We start from the raw sequence: 17,828 nt of genomic DNA, 5'->3' as shown, positions 1-17,828 counted from the left end.
GGTGTGGGAGAGTAGGACGCCGCCGGACATCATTTCAGAAAGAGCCACCCCTCCGGGGGTGGCTCTTTCTGTTTCCCCACCTGAGTGCGCAGCACGCCCTGACGCCCGGCCCGGTCAGAAGTATCCGAGTCCTGCGACCCGGCCCGACGGGCTCTGCGTGCGCGGCCCGGCTCTGAACGTCCTGGCCGCGCGGCTCGAAGCGCCCTGGGCGCACAGCCCGGCGCGAGGGGCCCTGGGCGCACGGGCCGGCTCGACGAGCTCTGCGTGCGCGGCCCGGCGCGAGGGGCCCTGGGCGCACGGGCCGGCTCGCCGAGCTCTGCGTGCGCGGCCCTGCGCGAGGGGCTCTGGGCGCACGACCCGGCGCGAAGGGCCACACTCAGGCGCCGGGCACGGTCGCAGTTCTCACCCCTTTCCGGGTGCGCCGAGCACGCAGCAGATGCCGGCTTCGAGGGACGGCGAGCAGCACCTTCTGCACGCTCGGTGCTGACGCCCGGCCGCGCACGTCCGCCCGCGGTGCTGGGGGGCCGACGCCTACGCGACCGTGCACGGCGACGACACGTGGCGACGCGCACCCGCGCCGCCCGCGCCCCGCGCCCACCCACGCTCGCCGCATCCCCGGACACCCCACCCCCGGACAGCACGCCGAGTCTCCATCTCCTGACTGTCCTCGACGACGAACTCAAAGACGCGAAGTGCAGTCTCGGCGGCCGGCGTGCCCCGGCGTGACGGGCGCTGCCGGGCGACGGCGGGGGGCGCGGCCTCGCGGGGGGCGTCGATCGGCGATGGAGTGCGTGTGGGCGCGGAGCGGGGGGTCTAGGGCCGGGCCGGGTACGGGCGGGGCGGCCGGGCGGGACCGCAGGCGGGTCTGGTCAGCCGCCGTGAGGGTCAGGCCGGCTGGCATCGGGGTGGGCGAGCCCGGGTCAGGTCTGATCGTGCGAGGTCAGGCGAGGCCGGACGGGTCTGATCGTGCGGGGTCAGGCGAGGCCGGACGGGTCTGGTCGTGCGGGGTCAGGCGGGGCCGGACGGGTCTGGTCGTGCGGGCTCAGGCGGGGCCGGACGGGTCTGATCGTGCGGGGTCAGGCGAGGCCGGACGGGTCTGGGCGTGCGAGGTCAGGCGAGACCGGGACGGGCCTGATCGTGCCAAGCCAGGCGGAGCCGGGACAGGTCTGGTCGGGCGTGGCCGGGACAGGTCTGGACGTGCGAGGTCAGGCGTGGCCGGGACAGGTCTGGTCGCGACAGGCAGGCGCGAGCCGAGGACGGGCCCCGGTCACGCCGGGACGAGGTAGAGGACGCCCAGGGGCGGGACGCGCAGGGTCGCCGAGAACGCCCTGCCGTGGTGCGGCTCGGGACGCGCCTGGACCTGGCCGAGGTTGCCCACGCCCGAGCCGCCGTACTCCTCGGCGTCGGTGTTGAGGGCCTCGATCCAGGTGCCGCCCTGGGGGAGCGCCAGGCGGTAGTCCTCGTGCGGGACGCCGGAGAAGTTCGCGACGACCGCGACGACGTTGCCGCGGTCGTCCCGGCGCAGGTACGCGAGGACGTTGCGGTCGGCGTCGTTCGCGTCGATCCACTCGAACCCCTGGGGGGAGTGGTCGAGCGCCCACATGGCGGAGTGGGACCGGTAGAACCGGTTGAGGTCGCGGACGGCGGACTGGACGCCGCGGTGCGGGGCGTGGTCGAGCAGGTACCAGTCGAGGGACCGGGACTCGGCCCACTCGGTGCCCTGCGCGAACTCGGTGCCCATGAAGATGAGCTGCTTGCCAGGGTGCGACCACTGGTAGGCGAGCAGGGCCCGGACGCCGGCGCGCTGCTGCCAGTCGTCGCCGGGCATCTTGCGCATGACGGAGCCCTTGCCGTGGACGACCTCGTCGTGGCTGATCGGCAGGACGAACTGCTCGGAGAAGGCGTACACGAGCGAGAAGGTCGCCTCGTGGTGGTGGTAGCGGCGGTTGATCGGCAGCTCCGCCAGGTACCGGAGCGTGTCGTTCATCCAGCCCATGTTCCACTTCAGGCCGAAGCCGAGGCCGCCGCCGCTCGTCGGGGTGGTCACACCCGGCCAGGCGGTGGACTCCTCGGCGATCATCATGACGCCCGGGGTGCGACGGTACGCGGTGGCGTTGGCCTCCTGGAGGAACGCGATCGCCTCGAGGTTCTCGCGGCCGCCGTGCACGTTCGGGGTCCACTGGCCGGGCTCGCGCGAGTAGTCGAGGTAGAGCATCGACGCCACGGCGTCGACGCGCAGGCCGTCGGCGTGGAACTCCTCGAGCCAGTAGGTGGCGTTGGCGACGAGGAAGTTCTTCACCTCGTTGCGGCCGAAGTTGAAGACGTAGGTGCCCCAGTCGAGCTGCTCGCCGCGCTGCGGGTCCGGGTGCTCGTACAGCGGGGTGCCGTCGAAACGGGCGAGGGCCCACTCGTCCTTGGGGAAGTGCGCGGGGACCCAGTCGAGCAGGACGCCGATGCCGGCGCGGTGCAGGGTGTCGACGAGGTGCCGGAAGTCGTCGGGGTGGCCGAACCGGGAGGTCGGCGCGTAGTACGACGACACCTGGTAGCCCCAGGAGCCGCCGAACGGGTGCTCGGACACCGGCAGGAACTCGACGTGGGTGAAGCCCATCTCGAGGACGTACGCGGTCAGCTGCTCGGCGAGCTCCTGGTAGGACAGGCCCTGCCGCCAGGAGCCGAGGTGCACCTCGTAGATGCTCATGGGCCCGGAGTGCGGGTCGTGCGAGCGGCGGTGGTCGATCCACTCCTGGTCGCCCCAGGTGAAGTCGGACTCCACGACGACGGACGCCGTGGCCGGCGGGACCTCGGTGCCCTTGGCGAGCGGGTCGGCCTTCTGCCGCCACGTGCCGTCAGGAGCGCCGATCTCGAACTTGTACCGGGTGCCGGCGCCGACGCCCGGGACGAACAGCTCCCAGACGCCCGAGTCGCCGAGCGAGCGCATGGCGTGCTGGGCGCCCTGCCAGTGGTTGAAGTCGCCGACGACCCGGACGGCGCGCGCGTTGGGCGCCCACACGGCGAACGCGGTGCCGGTGACCTCGCCGAGCGTGCCGGGGTACCGGTGCACGTTGGCGCCGAGGACGGTCCACAGCTGCTCGTGCCGGCCCTCGCGGATGAGGTGCCGGTCGAGCTCCTGCACGGTGGGCAGGTAGCGGTACGGGTCGTCGACCCGCTGGGTGTCCGCGCCGTAGGTGACGTCGAGGCGGTAGTCGACCACCTGCGTCTCGGGGAGGACCGCGACCCAGATGCCGTCCTGCTCGTGCTCGGCCGGCGTGCTGCCGGTGGCGGTGACCACCTCGACGGCGTCGGCGAGCGGGCGCAGGGTCCGCACCACGAGCCCGCTCGGGGTCAGGTGGGCGCCCAGCACGGAGTGCGGGTCGTGGTGCGTGCCGGACGCGACGGCGCGCAGGGTGTCGTGGTCGACGGTGACGGGCGACGTCTCGGCCGGGCGGTTCATGTGCCCACCCAACCACCACCGGGGCGTTCGCGCAGCCAGGAACCGGACGCACGGGCGCGCGGCGCCGGCACGGTCAGTCCCGCAGGACCGCCCCGCCCGCGGCGGCCCACCACAGGTCCGCCAGCGCACGGTGCCCGGCGGGCGTCGGGTGCACGCCGTCGGCGGCCAGCGCCGCGGCGCCGTGCTCTGCCGCGAGGGCCGCGAGGTGGGTCCCGGCCGGGACGAGGACGGCACCGTGCTCGGCGGCGAGCCGGTGCACGACGGCGACCTTCGCGCCCAGGTCCTCGTCCCACCACCGCTCCTGCTCGGCGGTCACGGGCAGGACGAACGGCTCGACGAGCACCAGGCGGCGCACCCCGGCGGCGAGCGCGGACCCGAGCAGGGCGCGATAGGTCGCCTCGAACGCCTCGGGCGCGGTGACGGCGCCGCGGTCGTAGCGGCGCCAGGTGTCGTTGACGCCCACGGCGACGGACAGGACGTCGGGGCGCTCGGCCAGGACGTCGTCGTCCCACCGCGCCGCCAGGTCGGCGGCCCGGTCGCCCCCGACGCCGCGGTTGGTGACCCGGCACCCGCTCAGCGGTCCCTCGGCGAGCAGCCGGACGTAGCCGTCGCCCAGGTGCTCCGGGTCGGCGCGCCGGCCGCAGTCGGTGACGGAGTCGCCGACCAGCAGGACGTGGGTCGGTGCGGGATCGGGAACGCCGGGCGCGCCGGCCGGGGTCGCGGGGCTCACGCCCGGCAGTCTGCCAGCCGCGCCCGGCGACCGGGCGCGGCGAGCCCCGCGCCCGGCGTCAGCCGATCAGCCGCTGCACCCCCGCGAGCGGGATCGGCAGCCAGTCCGGCCGGTTGCGCGCCTCGTACACGGCCTCGTACAGCGCCTTGTCGAGCTCGAGCACCCGCAGCAGGTGCGCCCGGGTGCCGGGATCCAGGTCCGTGCTCTCGGCGGAGTAGCCCGCGAGGAACGCGGCGCGTGCGACCTCGGTCCACGCGGCGGGCGCGCCGCCGACCGCCGCGGCGTAGTCGAACGACCGGAGCATGCCCGCGGCGTCGCGGAGCGCGAGGTCCGGCCGGGTGCGCTGGGCGACGGGGAGCAGGGGCTCGCCCTCGAAGTCGAGGACGTACCAGGTCTCGTCCCCGCGCAGCACCTGGCCGAGGTGCAGGTCGCCGTGCACGCGCTGCCGGTGCGGGACGTCGGCGAGCAGCCGGGTCCGCTCGGCGAGGGCGGCGACCGGGTCGGCGAACCCGGCGAGCTCGGGAACGATCCCGCTGGCCCAGGCGAACCGGGCGGCGAGCGCGTCGGCCACCCGGGCGGCGGCGGGGGACAGGCCGGGCTCGGGGTCGGCGGCGTGCCGCCCGGACGGGGCGGTGCTCGCCTCGGCCGCGGGGAGCACGTCGTCCGGCAGCGCCCGCGCGAGCGCCCGGTGCATCTGCCCGACGACCTCCCCGAGGTCCTCGGCGAGGTCGGCGAACGACTCACCGCGCCGCGCGAGGTCGCACGCGAGCTCGAAGCCGTCCTGGGCGCCCGGCACGAAGGCGCTGAGCACCCCGAGGTGCCCGTGGGCCGTGCCGTCCCCGTCCGGCCACTCGGCACCGAGCCAGGCGAGCGGCCGCGGGACGTGCGTCCAGCCGACCTCGGCGAGGGCCCGCGGCACGTCGACGTCGGGGTTGTCGCCCTCGGTGAGCCCGCGGAACACCTTGAGCATCGCGGTGCTGCCGTCGGGTCCCGCCCCGGGCAGGATGACGGAGGTGTTGGACTGCTCGCCGGGCACCACCTTCGGGGTGCCCAGGGCGTCGGCCGGCGCCGGCGCGTCGCCGTCGGGCCGGTCGGCCTCGGCGAGCCAGGCACGCTCGAACTCCGGCCGCCCGGCGCCGTCGACGACGGCGGTGCCGTCGGGCAGGCGTCCGACCAGCGCGGCGTCGCCGTCGGCCACGTCGACGCCCAGCACCACGGGCACCTGCAGCACGGCACCGGTGCCGCCGCCCTCGGCGCGCAGCAGCAGGAGCCGCACGGTCGCGGTGCCCTCCGGGTCCGTCAGCGACAGCCCCCCGATCGCGGTGACCCGGGCGTCCACGCCCTTGATCGGGAACCAGCGCCGGCCCGGGAGCCAGGGCGCCAGCAGCGCGGCCAGCGCGTCGTCGCGGTCCTCGTGGGCCACTCGTCGCTCGGTCATGCCGTCGTCACCGCCAGCCAGTAGAAGTCGCGCGAGCCCAGGGTGAAGGAGGCCGTCCCGTCGGCGCCGACGGGCGGGAACGGGGCTCCGCCGAACACGTCCCGCAGCTCGGCGCCCGCGAGGTCGGGCGGGAGCCGCACGGTCGTCGCCCGCGCCGTGGAGGCGAGGTTCGCGACGACGAGCAGCGTCTCGTCCGGGCCGCGCCGCAGGAACGAGAGCACCGCGTCGTTGTCGCCCGGCGCCACCTCGAACGTGCCCCTCCCGAGCGCCGGGTGCTGCCGCCGGACCATGAGCATGCCGCGCACCCAGTGCAGCAGCGAGGTGGTCTGCGCGAGCTGCGCCTCGACGTTCACGTTGTTGTAGTGGTGCACCAGCGACTGGATCACCGGGAGGTAGAGCTTGCCGGGGTCGGACGTCGAGAACCCGGCGTTGCGGTCGGGCGTCCACTGCATCGGGGTCCGCACCGCGTCCCGGTCGGCGAGCCAGATGTTGTCGCCCATGCCGATCTCGTCGCCGTAGTACAGGCACGGCGAACCCGGCAGGGACAGCAGCAGGGCGTGCGCGAGCTCGATCTCCTTGCGGGAGTCGTCGAGCAGCGGCGCGAGCCGCCGCCGGATGCCGATGTTGGCGCGCATCCGGGAGTCCGGCGCGTACCAGCCGTACATGGACGCGCGCTCCTCGGTGGACACCATCTCGAGCGTCAGCTCGTCGTGGTTCCGCAGGAACGTGCTCCACTGGCCGCCGCCGGGGATGGCGGGGGTGTCGGCGAGGATGTCGACGATCGACGTGGCCCGCTGGTCGCGCAGCGAGTAGTAGATCCGCGGCATGACCGGGAAGTGGAAGCACATGTGGCACTCGGGCTCGGACTCGGTGCCGAAGTAGTGCACGACGTCCTCGGGCCACTGGTTGGCCTCGGCCAGCATGATCCGGCCCGGGAACTCCCGGTCGATCATCGCGCGCAGGTCCCGCAGGAACCGGTGGGTCTCCGGGAGGTTCTCGCAGTTGGTGCCGTCCCGCTCGAACAGGTAGGGGACCGCGTCCAGCCGGAAGCCGTCGACGCCGACCCGCAGCCAGAACCGCGCCACGTCGAACATCGCCTCGACGACCCGCGGGTTGTCGAAGTTCAGGTCGGGCTGGTGGCTGAAGAACCGGTGCCAGAAGTACTGCCGGCGCACCGGGTCGAAGGTCCAGTTGGACGTCTCGGTGTCGACGAAGATGATCCGCGCGTCCTGGTACTTCGTGTTGTCGTCGGACCACACGTAGAAGTCGCCGTACGGGCCGTCGGGGTCGGATCGGGACGCCTGGAACCAGGGGTGCTGGTCCGAGGAGTGGTTCATGACGAGGTCGACGACGACCCGCATCCCGCGCTCGTGCGCCGCGGCGACCAGGTCGGTGAAGTCCTCCATCGTCCCGTACTGGGCGGCGACCGCGGTGTAGTCGGAGACGTCGTACCCGCCGTCCCGCAGGGGCGAGGGGTAGAACGGCGGCAGCCACAGGCAGTCGACGCCGAGCCACTGGAGGTAGTCGAGCCGGGCGGTGAGCCCGCGCAGGTCGCCGCTGCCGGAGCCGTCCGAGTCGGAGAACGACCGGATCATCACCTCGTAGAACACCGCGGTGCGGTACCACTCGGGGTCGTCGCTCAGACCGCCCTGCTCGGCGCCCGGCACCGGCGGCTGCCGGCGCGCGGGCAGGGCGGTGAGGGCGATGGCGCCGGTGGCCGGGGCCGGACCGGTCGCCGCGGCGCCGTGCGGGACGTGCCCGCCCGCGCCCGTCACCGTCGGGACGGTCCCCGTCGCGGACGGCACCGGCGTGCCGCCCGCGGACCCTGCCGGCGTCACACCCGCTCCACCTGGATCACGTGCGCGACCCGGCTGTACGGGTCGAGCCGCACCCAGGGCCGGGCGTCCCAGGCGTAGACCTCCTGGGACAGCACGTCGTGCGCGACGAACCGGGCGTCCGGGTCGAGCCCGAGGGCCGGCAGGTCGAGCTCGACCACGCCGTCGTGCGCGGACCGCGGGTCGAGGTTCACGACGACCAGCACCGTGTCGGGCCGGCCGGTCGGGGACAGGCCGGCGGGCAGGTGCCGGGAGAACGCGACCAGCGACGGGTCCGACGTCGGGTGCACCGTGAGGTTGCGCAGCTGGCGCAGCGCGGGGTGCGCCCGGCGGATCTCGTTCAGCGAGCGCAGCAGCCGCGCGATGCCGAGCGGCTCCGCGGCCGCCCAGTCGCGGGGCTTGAACTCGTACTTCTCGTTGTCGATCTGCTCCTCGACCCCGGGCCGCGGCACGTCCTCGACGAGCTCGTAGCCGGAGTAGATGCCCCAGGTCGGCGAGCCGAGCGCCGCGAGCACCGCCCGCACCGCGAAGCCGGCGGTGCCGCCGGTCTGCATGTACGGCGTGAGGATGTCGTGGGTCGTCGGCCAGAACGACGGCCGCATCCACGACCCCTGCTCGCCGGACACCTCGGCGAGGTACTCGGCGACCTCCTCCTTGGTGTTCCGCCAGGTGAAGTACGTGTACGACTGGTGGAAGCCGACCCGCGCCAGGTTGAGCATCATCGCCGGGCGGGTGAACGCCTCGGACAGGAACACCACGTCGGGGTGCGCGGCACGGACGTCGGCCAGCAGCCACTGCCAGAACGACAGCGGCTTGGTGTGCGGGTTGTCCACGCGGAACGCGGTGACGCCGTGGTCGATCCAGACCTGCAGGACGCGCCGGATCTCCCGCGCGATGCCCTCCGGGTCGTTGTCGAAGTTCAGGGGGTAGATGTCCTGGTACTTCTTCGGCGGGTTCTCCGCGTACGCGATCGTCCCGTCGAGCCGCGTGGTGAACCACTCCGGGTGCTCGGTGACCCACGGGTGGTCGGGGGAGCACTGCAGCGCGAGGTCGAGCGCCACCTCCAGGCCCTGGTCGCGGGCTGCGGCGACGAACGCGTCGAAGTCCTCGAACGTGCCCAGCGACGGGTCGATCGCGTCGTGCCCGCCGTCCGGGGAGCCGATCGCGTACGGCGAGCCCGGGTCGCCCGGCCTCGCGTCCAGGGTGTTGTTGCGGCCCTTGCGGTGCGTGGTGCCGATCGGGTGGATCGGCGTCAGGTAGACGACGTCGAACCCGAGGCCGGCGATCCGCGGCAGGTCCTCGGCGGCGGTGCGCAGCGTGCCGGTGGTCCAGGTGCCGGTGGCGTCGTCGTAGGTGGCGCCGATCGACCGTGGGAAGATCTCGTACCAGGCGCCGGCCAGGGCCAGCGGGCGGTCGACGACCAGCGGGTAGGTGGGCGACGGGCTGACGAGCTCGCGCACCGGGTGGGCCGCGAGCGCCGCCCGCACCTCGGCGGACAGGCCGGCGGCCAGGCGGGCCTCGGCGGGGCGGGAGTCGTCCCGCAGCGCGGTCGCGGCGTCGCGCAGCACCCGCGCGTCCGCCTCCGGGATCGCGGCCCCGGCGTCGTCGGCGGTGCGGTCGGCGGCGCGGGCCAGCAGGCGGGCGCCCTCCTCGAGCACGAGCTCGACGTCCACGCCCGCGCCGACCTTGAGCGGCGCGTCGTGCGCCCAGGTGCCGAACGGGTCGGACCAGCCCTCGACGCGGAAGCCCCACGTCCCGGCCTCGTCGGGCACCAGGCGGGCCTCGTACCGGTCCAGGCCGGGGGCGATGTCCACCATCGTCGCCCGGGCGCGGTCCGTGCCGTCGGGGCCGACGAGCACCGCGGTCGCGGCGCAGGCGTCGTGCCCCTCGCGGAACACGGTGGCGCGGATCGGCACCGCCTCGCCGACCGTGGCCTTGGCGGGCCAGCGGCCCGCCTCGGCGACGGGGGAGACGTCCACGACCGGGATGCGGCCGATGGGCGCGCGGCCGGGGCGGGCCGCCTCGGCGACCGCCTCGGCGGTGGCGACGGCCTTGGCGGGGCTCGCCGCCTTCCGGGCGCGGCGGGTCGGCGCGGGGGCCTCGGGCGCCGCGGCTGCGGGCGCGGCCGGACCTGGTCCGGGCACCGGGGCGGAGGTCGTGGGGGGCGGCACGTCGGCGGCCGCGGGGGTCGCGCGTGACGGCCGGGCGGGACGGGAAGCGGGCTGGCGCGGCGAGGGTGTCGACGTCACGGGATCGAACCTATCCACTGGTGCCGGGCCCAGCCATCCGTACGGCCCACCTGCCGGGTGACGGGCACCGAATGGGACCGAGGTGCTGTTCGCGGCGGCCCCGCAGTGCCTAGGCTCGGTCGGGTGAGAGCCATCCGCCGATTCACCGTCCGCACCTCGCTGCCCGCCGAGCTCGCCGACCTGGACGAGCTCGCCCACAACCTGCGCTGGTCCTGGCACGCGCCGACCCGCGACCTGTTCGCCCGCATCGACCCCGCGCTGTGGGACGAGGTGCACGGCGACCCGGTCGCGCTGCTCGGCGCCCTGCGGCCCGAGCGGCTGGCGGAGCTGGCCGCCGACCCCGACGTCGTGGCCGCGGTGCGCGCCGCGACGGCGGACCTGCACGAGTACCTGGAGGCCCCGCGCTGGTACCAGCGCCGGCAGGCCTCCGACCCGTCGCTGCCCGCCGCGATCGGCTACTTCTCCCCGGAGTTCGGCATCACCGCCGTGCTGCCGCAGTACTCCGGCGGCCTCGGCATCCTGGCCGGCGACCACCTGAAGAGCGCGTCCGACCTGGGCGTGCCGGTGATCGGCGTCGGGCTGCTCTACGGCGCGGGCTACTTCAAGCAGTCGCTCACCCGGGACGGCTGGCAGCAAGAGACCTACCCGCTGCTCGACCCCGACGGCATGCCGCTCACCCTGGTCCGCGAGCAGGACGGCACCCCCGCGGTCGTGTCGATCGCGCTGCCGGGCGACCGCACGCTGCACGCGCACGTCTGGACCGCGACGGTCGGCCGCGTGCCGCTGCTGCTGCTCGACTCCGACGTGCCCGAGAACGACGAGGCCGCCCGCAAGGTCACCGACCGGCTGTACGGCGGCGGCGGCGAGCACCGGCTGCAGCAGGAGCTGCTGCTCGGCGTGGGCGGCGTCCGCGCGCTGCGCGTGTGGTCCCGGCTGACCGGCGCGCCGGAGCCGGAGGTCTACCACACCAACGAGGGCCACGCCGGGTTCCTCGGCGTCGAGCGGATCCGCGAGCTGGTCACCGGCGCGGGGCTCGGCTTCGACGAGGCGCTGGAGGCGGTGCGCGCCGCGACCGTGTTCACCACCCACACCCCGGTTCCCGCCGGCATCGACCGGTTCGACGCCGCGCTCGTCCAGCAGTACTTCGGCGGGGCGAACGCCGCGGCGGGCGTCCCGGTGGAGCGCGTGCTCGCGCTCGGCGCCGAGGACTACCCGGGCGGCGACCCGACGATGTTCAACATGGCCGTCATGGGCCTGCGGCTCGGCGGGCGCGCCAACGGCGTCTCGCTGCTGCACGGCGAGGTGTCCCGCGGCATGTTCAACGGCCTGTGGCCGGGCTTCGACGACGTCGAGGTGCCGATCACCTCGGTCACCAACGGCGTGCACGCGCCGACCTGGGTCGACCGCCGGCTGTCCGACCTCGCGGCCGATCGGCTGTCCGGGGAGGAGATCGCGGCGGGCGTCGGCTGGCTGCGCACGGACGCGATCACGGACGAGGAGCTGTGGGCGCTGCGCCGGACCCTGCGCGCGCAGCTGGTCGCGGACGCCCGGCGTCGGGTGCGGCACTCCTGGGCGCAGCGCGGCGCGAGCCCGGCCGAGCTCGGCTGGGTCGACGACGTGCTCTCGCCCGACGTGCTGACCATCGGGTTCGCCCGCCGGGTGCCGACCTACAAGCGGCTCACGCTCATGCTGCGCGACCCCGAGCGGCTGCGCGCCCTGCTCACCCACCCCGAGCGCCCGGTGCAGCTGGTCATCGCCGGCAAGTCGCACCCGGCCGACGACCAGGGCAAGCGGCTCATCCAGCAGCTCGTCCGGTTCGCCGACGACGCGGGCGTGCGGCACCGCATCGTGTTCCTGCCGAACTACGACATCGCGATGGCCCAGACCCTGTACCCGGGCTGCGACGTGTGGCTGAACAACCCGCTGCGCCCGCTCGAGGCGTGCGGCACGTCCGGCATGAAGGCCGCGCTGAACGGCGGGCTCAACCTGTCCATCCTGGACGGGTGGTGGGACGAGTGGTTCGACGGCGAGAACGGGTGGGCGATCCCGACGGCCGACGGCGTCGAGGACCCCGACCGGCGCGACGACCTCGAGGCCGCCGCGCTGTACGAGCTCATCGAGCACCAGGTGGCGCCGCGGTTCTACGACCGCGACGAGCGCGGGCTGCCCGGCCGGTGGCTCGAGATGGTCCGGCACACGCTGGCCACGCTCGGCCCGAAGGTGCAGGCCACCCGGATGGTCGCCGACTACGTCGAGCGGCTGTACGTGCCGGCGGCCGTCGCCGGTCGGGCGCTCGCGGGCGACGCGGGCTTCGCGGGGGCGCGCGAGCTCGCGGCCTGGAAGGGGCGGGTGCGGACCGGCTGGCAGCACGTGCGGGTCGACCACGTCGAGTCCGGCGGGGTCGGCGAGGTGCCGCAGGTGGGCGACACGCTGCACGTGCGCGCGTACGTGGCGCTCGGCGACCTGTCCCCGGAGGACGTCGAGGTGCAGGTCGTGCACGGGAAGGTCTCCGAGGCCGACGAGCTGCACGGGTTCGCGGTCGACCCGCTGGCGCTCGCGGACACCTACGAGGGCGGGCGGTACGGGTTCGCCGGCGACGTGGTGCTCGACTCGTCGGGGCCCTTCGGGTACAGCGTCCGGGTCGTGCCGCGGCACGACGGCCTGGCGTCGGTCGCCGAGGTCGGCCTGGTGGCGAACGCGGGCTGACCCCGCGCCGCGAGCCCTCGCCCCGGGACGACCCGGCGGCGAGGGCTCGCGCCGGTCGGGGGTCAGGCCACGTAGACGCGCAGGCTCAGGGGCTCCAGGGCGGCGCGGGTGCCCGCCTCCTGGTGGTGGTTGCCGGTGAGCGCGGCCGCGTCCGCGTCGGCCGGGTGCTCCCACGTGGAGTCCCACGCGAGCCGCCACGTCGCCGGCTCGGGCGTGGTGACGCCGTCGCCGGTCGTCGCCTCGCCGCCGGCCCAGCCGCCGGCGGTCCAGCCGTCGCCCGCGCCGCGGTCGGCCGTCCCGCCCGCGCCGCCGTGCTCGACGCCGCCCGGGGCCGGGTCCGCGAGCACGACGTCGACCGGGTCCAGCGACCCGTTGATCACGAGCAGCACCGCGTCGTCGCCCGCGACCCGGAGCATCTGCAGGGTGCGCAGGTCGGCGTCGTGCCACCGCTCGTGGGTGAACAGCGCCCCCGCGGGGTCGAACCACGCCAGGTCCGGCCGCCCGTCCGGCCCGGCGCGCCCGGTGAAGAACCGCGCGCTGCCCAGCGCCGGGTGCGTCCGCCGCAGGGCGGTCAGGTGCCGCGCCGTGGCGAGCAGGTCCCGCCGCCACGGCGCGAGGTCCCACGAGACCCAGGACAGCGGGGAGTCCTGGCAGTAGGCGTTGTTGTTGCCGTGCTGGGTGCGGCCGAGCTCGTCGCCGGCCGTGATCATCGGCGTTCCCGCGGACAGCAGCAGGGTGGCGAGCACGTTCCGGATCGACCGGCGGCGCAGCGGCACGATGTCGGCGGCCACGGAGTCGGCGGCGACGTGCCCCTCGACGCCGTGGTTCCAGGACCGGTTGTCGTCGGTGCCGTCGCGGTTCTGCTCGCCGTTGGCCTCGTTGTGCTTGTGCTCGTAGGCCACGAGGTCGGCCAGCGTGAACCCGTCGTGGGCGGTGACGTAGTTGATCGACGCGCGGGGCCCGCGGGCGAGCGGCGGGTCCGAGCGGCCGAACAGGTCGACGGAGCCGGCCAGGCGGGTCGCGAGGTCCCGGACCCGGTGCTCGGGCAGGCCGTGCGCGGCGCGGGCGGGGTCGGCGAGCCAGAAGGACCGCACGGAGTTCCGGAACCGGTCGTTCCACTCGGCGAACGGCATCGGGAACTGGCCGGTGCGCCACCCGCCCGGCCCGACGTCCCACGGCTCCGCGATCAGCTTGAGGCCGTGCAGGGCGGGGTCCGTGGCGGCCGCGACCAGGAACGGATGGTCCGGGTCGAAGCCGGTGTGCCCGCGCCCGAGGGTCACGGCCAGGTCGAACCGGAAGCCGTCGACGCCCACCTCCTGAGCCCAGTAGCGCAGCGAGTCGAGCGCGAGCCGGACCACCTCCGGCCGGCGGAAGTCGAGCGTGTTGCCGGTGCCCGTGACGTCGGCCAGGGCCGCGGGGTGGGCGCCGTCGTGCCGGTAGTAGACCGCGGAGTCCAGGCCGCGCCAGGACAGGTGCTGACCCGGGAGCCCGCCCTCGCAGGTGTGGTTGTACACGACGTCGAGCAGCACCTCGATCCCGGCCTCGTGCAGCGCGTGCACCGCCGTGCGGAGCTCCTCCAGCACGGCGGCGGGGCCGGCGGCGCGCGCGGCGGCCGTGGCGTAGGGGGCGTGCGGGGCGAAGAACCCGAGGGTGCTGTAGCCCCAGTAGTTGGTCAGGCCGCGCTGCACCAGGTGCGGCTCGGAGGAGAACGCGTGCACCGGCAGCAGCTCCAGCGCGGTGACGCCGAGCGCCCTCAGGTGCTCGACGACGACCGGGTGCCCGAGCGCCGCGTACGTGCCCCGCAGGTGCGGCGGCAGGTCGGGGTGCCGGACGGTGAGGCCCTTGACGTGCGCCTCGTAGACGACGGTGTCCGTCCAGGGCGTGTGCGGCCGGTTGGCCGCCGGGTCGACGGCGTCGCCGGCCCCGCGCCGCCCGGGCCGGCGGTCGAGGACGACGGCGTGCGGCACGTGCGCGACCGAGTCGCGGGGGTCGGGCTCTCCGGACGGGTCGCCCCGCAGCGCGTCGTCGACGACGTGGCCGTACGTCGCCGGGCCGTGGTCCACCTCGCCCACCAGGCCGCGGGCGTACGGGTCCACCAGCAGCTTCGCCGGGTTGTACCGCAGGCCGGCGCCCGGGTCCCACGGGCCGTGGGCGCGCAGGCCGTACCGCTGGCCGGGCCGCACGCCCGGGACGCGGGCGGAGAACACGCCGAGGTCCGGGCCGTCGAGCCGGACGCGGCGCTCCGCCCAGCCGGTGGGGGCCGTGGGGTCGGGGTCGAGCAGGCACAGGTCGACCGCCTCGGCGTGCGGGGCGAGCACGCCGACCTCGACGCCGTCGTCGGTCGCGTGCACCCCGAGGCGGGGCGGCGGTCCGGGGTGCGGGGCGGCGGCGGTCACAGGCCCCATTGTGGCCCGGCGCGCGCACCGTGCGGGCCCCCCACCAGGGGGTCCGGCGGCGGGCCGCGTCCGGGCGGTTCCCGGGACCCGGTCCCGTGCACCCCGTCCCCCCGGGCGGGTAACGTCTCCGAGGTGAGAATCGTGGTGTGCGTGAAGCACGTGCCCGACATCCAGTCCGAGCGGTCGCTGGGGCCCGACGGGCGCCTCGTGCGCGACGGCGGCGACGGCACGATCAACGAGCTGGACGAGAACGCCGTCGAGGCCGCCGTCGTGCTGGCCGAGCAGGCCCGGGACGCCGGCGAGGACGCCGAGGTCGTCGTGGTGACGGTCGGCCCGGACGACGCCGAGGACGCGGTGCGCCGCGGCCTGCAGCTCGGCGCGGACGCCGCCGTGCACGTGCTGGACGACGCGGTCGCCGGGTCCGACGTGTTCGGCACCGCGACGGTGCTGGCCGCCGTGCTGCGCCGGCTGGGGGAGCAGGCACCGGTCGACCTCGTGGTCACCGGCATGGCCGGGCTGGACGGGCTCACCTCGCTGCTGCCCGCCGCGCTCGCCGCGACCCTCGACCTGCCGCAGCTCACCCTCGCGGCGGAGGTCACGCTCGCCGACGGCGAAGTGACCGTGCGCCGCGACCTCGACCACGCCGTCGAGGAGCTCACCGCCCCGCTGCCCGCGCTGGTCTCGGTCACCGACCGCGCCAACGAGCCGCGGTACCCGAACTTCCAGGGGATCATGGCCGCCCGCAAGAAGCCGGTCGAGACCCTGACGCTCGCGGACCTCGGGATCGACCCGGCGACGGTCGGCACGGCCGGCGCCCGCACGGAGGTGCTCGAGGCCGCCCCCCGGCCCCCGCGCACCGACCGGGTGCTGGTCACCGACGACGGCCAGGCGGGCGCGCGGCTCGCCGCGTGGCTCCTGGAGCGCGACCTGGTCCGCACGACCCCCGCGACCGGAGAGGTCCTCTGATGGCCACCGTCCTCGTCCTGCTGGACCACGCCGAGACGGGCGCGCTGCGCGGCAGCGTGCTGGAGCTGGCCACCGCGGCCCGCGACCTGGCCGACGGCGGCGAGGTGCACGGCCTGTGGGTCGGCGACGAGCCGGTCGACCCGGCCCTGCCGGTCCTGGGCCGGCACGGGGTCGCCGTCGTGCACCAGGTGTCCACCGGCGCGGTCGAGCCGCACCTGACGCCCGTCCTGGCCGAGGCGATCGCCGACGCCGTGCGCGACACCGGCGCGACGGTGCTGCTCGCGCTGTCGACGTTCGAGAACAAGGAGGCCGCGGCCCGGCTGGCCGTCGCGACCGGCGCGGGCGTCGTCACCGACGCCGCCGCGGTCGAGCGGGACGCCGAGGGCCGGGTCGTCGCCGCCAAGACGGTGCTCGCCGGCACCTGGACCACCCGGTGCGCGGTGCGGACCGACCTCGCCGTCGTGCTGCTCAAGGCCGGCGCCGTGGTGTCCCGGCACGTCGAGGAGCCGGCGCCGCTCGCGCCCGAGGTGCGCACCCGCGCGCTCGCGGTCTCGGAGCGGGCCACCCGCGCCGCGCTCGTGCGGCGCACGCCGGCGGCGCCGTCCGACCGGCCGGACCTGTCGTCGGCGGACGTCGTGGTCGTGGGCGGGCGCGGCACCGAGGGCGACTTCGGGCCGATCGAGGCGCTCGCGGACGAGGTCGGCGGCGCGGTCGGTTCCACCCGCGTGGCGACGGACGAGGGCTGGATCGGGCACGAGACCCAGATCGGCCAGACCGGGGTGACCGTGTCGCCGCGGCTGTACATCGGCGCGGGCGTGTCCGGGGCGGTGCACCACCGCGGCGGCATGCAGGCGTCCGGGACGATCGTGGCGGTCAACCCCGACCCGGAGGCGCCCATCTTCGAGATCGCCGACTACGGGATCGTCGGGGACCTGTTCACCGTCCTGCCCCAGGTCACCGAGGAGCTGCGCCGGCTGCGGCAGGGCTGAGCGGGGTGCGCGGTCGCCCGGGCCGGGGCTCCCGGCTCAGGCCAGCGCGCGCAGCCACTCCACGGCGTGCCGCCCCTGCGCCCCCTGGAACCGCCGCAGGTTCGGGATGCCGACCGGGGCCGGCTGCAGCGCGCCGTGCACGAAGTAGCCCGCCAGGCCCGCCACGGCGGCGCGCAGCCGCTCGGGCTCGACGCCCTTCGACGCCGGACGGTCCCAGAACAGGTCCTGCGGCTCCCCGCCGCCCTGCATCGCGACGCTGGGCAGCATGAACGCCAGGTCGAGCCACGGGGCGCCGACGCTGGCGTGCGGCCAGTCGATCAGCGCGACCCGGCCGCCCTCGTGGTCGTGGTCCACCATGACGTTGTCCGCGCGGAGGTCGCCGTGCACCAGCGCGGTCCCCGCGCAGGCCGCCAGCGCGTCGTCCTCCCACCCGACCAGCGCGTCGAGGTGCGCGAGGACCCACGCGCCGGCCTCGCCCGTGCGGGCGGCCAGCGCGTCCAGGTCGGCGCCCGGGCGCCCCGCGATCGTGCGCCAGCCGGTGAAGTCGCCGGCCAGCGTCTCCGCGGTCGGGCGCAGCTCGTGGCCCGGCAGCGGCTCCGCCTCGGCCAGGGTGTCGAGCGCGGTCAGCACGAGGCCGAGCTCGTCCGCGCGCCACGGCAGCAGCGGCGGCCGGCCCGGCGCCACCTCGAAGCCCAGCAGCACCCAGTCGCCGTCGTCGTCGGACCACAGCAGCGCGGGGGCCGGCACCTGGGGCGGCAGCGCCGCGGCGGCGCGCACCTCCGCGCGGGCCAGCTCCGGTGACTCCGGGTTCTGCTCGGGGGAGACGGCCTTGACGAACACGCCCCGGCCGTCGGCCAGCTCGAGCACCGCGGCGAACCCGGGGCTGAACCCGGTGGTCGCGCTCGTCTCGGCCGACACCTGGGCGCCGGCGAGCTCCGCGATCCGGGTGCGCACGGACCGCGGGAGGTCCCGCCAGTCGAGCCGTTGCCCGCTGAAGGCCAGCGGAGGCGTCATCGCGTCGTCGGCACTCACGCGCCACATCCTGACAGAACCCTTCGTAGACTCGTG

Annotated in this window: 10 protein-coding genes; 3 read left to right on the top strand and 7 right to left on the bottom strand. The window is 75.6% G+C overall.

The genetic code is table 11. The features are described 5' to 3' along the window. Window positions 1–1,267: 1,267 nt before the first annotated feature. The 5 genes from glgB to FS882_RS16580 all read right to left on the bottom strand — a co-directional run bounded on the left by glgB (window position 1,268) and on the right by FS882_RS16580 (window position 9,703). The gene (gene glgB, locus FS882_RS16600) at window positions 1,268–3,451 is read right to left on the bottom strand and encodes a 1,4-alpha-glucan branching protein GlgB (RefSeq protein WP_158374662.1); all 2,184 of its coding nucleotides are present in this window, start codon (window positions 3,449–3,451) and stop codon (window positions 1,268–1,270) included. Window positions 3,452–3,524: 73 nt separating this feature from the next. Beyond that, window positions 3,525–4,181, bottom strand: coding sequence for an SGNH/GDSL hydrolase family protein (locus FS882_RS16595; protein WP_158374660.1), 657 nt, complete (start codon window positions 4,179–4,181; stop codon window positions 3,525–3,527). A 58-nt stretch (window positions 4,182–4,239) separates the two neighbouring features. Then, window positions 4,240–5,619, bottom strand: a complete 1,380-nt coding sequence (locus FS882_RS16590; protein ID WP_158374658.1) for a maltokinase N-terminal cap-like domain-containing protein — start codon at window positions 5,617–5,619, stop codon at window positions 4,240–4,242. Further along, window positions 5,616–7,310, bottom strand: a complete 1,695-nt coding sequence (gene treS / locus FS882_RS16585) for a maltose alpha-D-glucosyltransferase (protein WP_410053294.1) — start codon at window positions 7,308–7,310, stop codon at window positions 5,616–5,618. The genes FS882_RS16590 and treS overlap by 4 nt, the downstream gene beginning before the upstream one ends. A 143-nt stretch (window positions 7,311–7,453) precedes the next feature. After that, window positions 7,454–9,703, bottom strand: coding sequence for a maltotransferase domain-containing protein (locus tag FS882_RS16580; RefSeq protein WP_410053293.1), 2,250 nt, complete (start codon window positions 9,701–9,703; stop codon window positions 7,454–7,456). Between the two features lie 123 nt (window positions 9,704–9,826). Between FS882_RS16580 and glgP the strand changes: the two genes are divergently transcribed. Beyond that, a complete protein-coding gene (gene glgP / locus FS882_RS16575; protein WP_158374654.1) occupies window positions 9,827–12,409 on the top strand; it encodes an alpha-glucan family phosphorylase in 2,583 nt (860 codons plus the stop codon). Window positions 12,410–12,471: 62 nt separating this feature from the next. Here the strand turns inward: glgP and glgX are convergent, their stop codons facing one another. Next, the gene (gene glgX / locus FS882_RS16570) at window positions 12,472–14,814 is read right to left on the bottom strand and encodes a glycogen debranching protein GlgX (RefSeq protein ID WP_158374652.1); all 2,343 of its coding nucleotides are present in this window, start codon (window positions 14,812–14,814) and stop codon (window positions 12,472–12,474) included. Between the two features lie 123 nt (window positions 14,815–14,937). Here glgX and FS882_RS16565 point away from each other — a divergent pair, with 123 nt between their 5' ends. Both FS882_RS16565 and FS882_RS16560 read left to right on the top strand, forming a co-directional pair. Beyond that, window positions 14,938–15,771 (top strand): electron transfer flavoprotein subunit beta/FixA family protein, encoded by an 834-nt coding sequence (locus FS882_RS16565; protein ID WP_158374650.1) that lies wholly within the window; start codon window positions 14,938–14,940, stop codon window positions 15,769–15,771. Next, the gene (locus tag FS882_RS16560) at window positions 15,771–16,760 is read left to right on the top strand and encodes an electron transfer flavoprotein subunit alpha/FixB family protein (protein ID WP_158374648.1); all 990 of its coding nucleotides are present in this window, start codon (window positions 15,771–15,773) and stop codon (window positions 16,758–16,760) included. The genes FS882_RS16565 and FS882_RS16560 overlap by 1 nt, the downstream gene beginning before the upstream one ends. Before the next feature lie 36 nt (window positions 16,761–16,796). On the opposite strand, the gene FS882_RS16555 is transcribed toward FS882_RS16560, so the two are convergent. Next, the gene (locus FS882_RS16555) at window positions 16,797–17,801 is read right to left on the bottom strand and encodes a phosphotransferase family protein (RefSeq protein ID WP_262348365.1); all 1,005 of its coding nucleotides are present in this window, start codon (window positions 17,799–17,801) and stop codon (window positions 16,797–16,799) included. Window positions 17,802–17,828 lie beyond the last annotated feature (27 nt).

This window comes from Cellulosimicrobium cellulans (genome assembly GCF_007679345.1).
Lineage (GTDB): Bacteria > Actinomycetota > Actinomycetes > Actinomycetales > Cellulomonadaceae > Cellulomonas > Cellulomonas cellulans_A.
The sequence above is the reverse complement of the archived record's forward strand: the minus strand, read 5'-3'. Positions and strand labels throughout refer to the sequence as shown.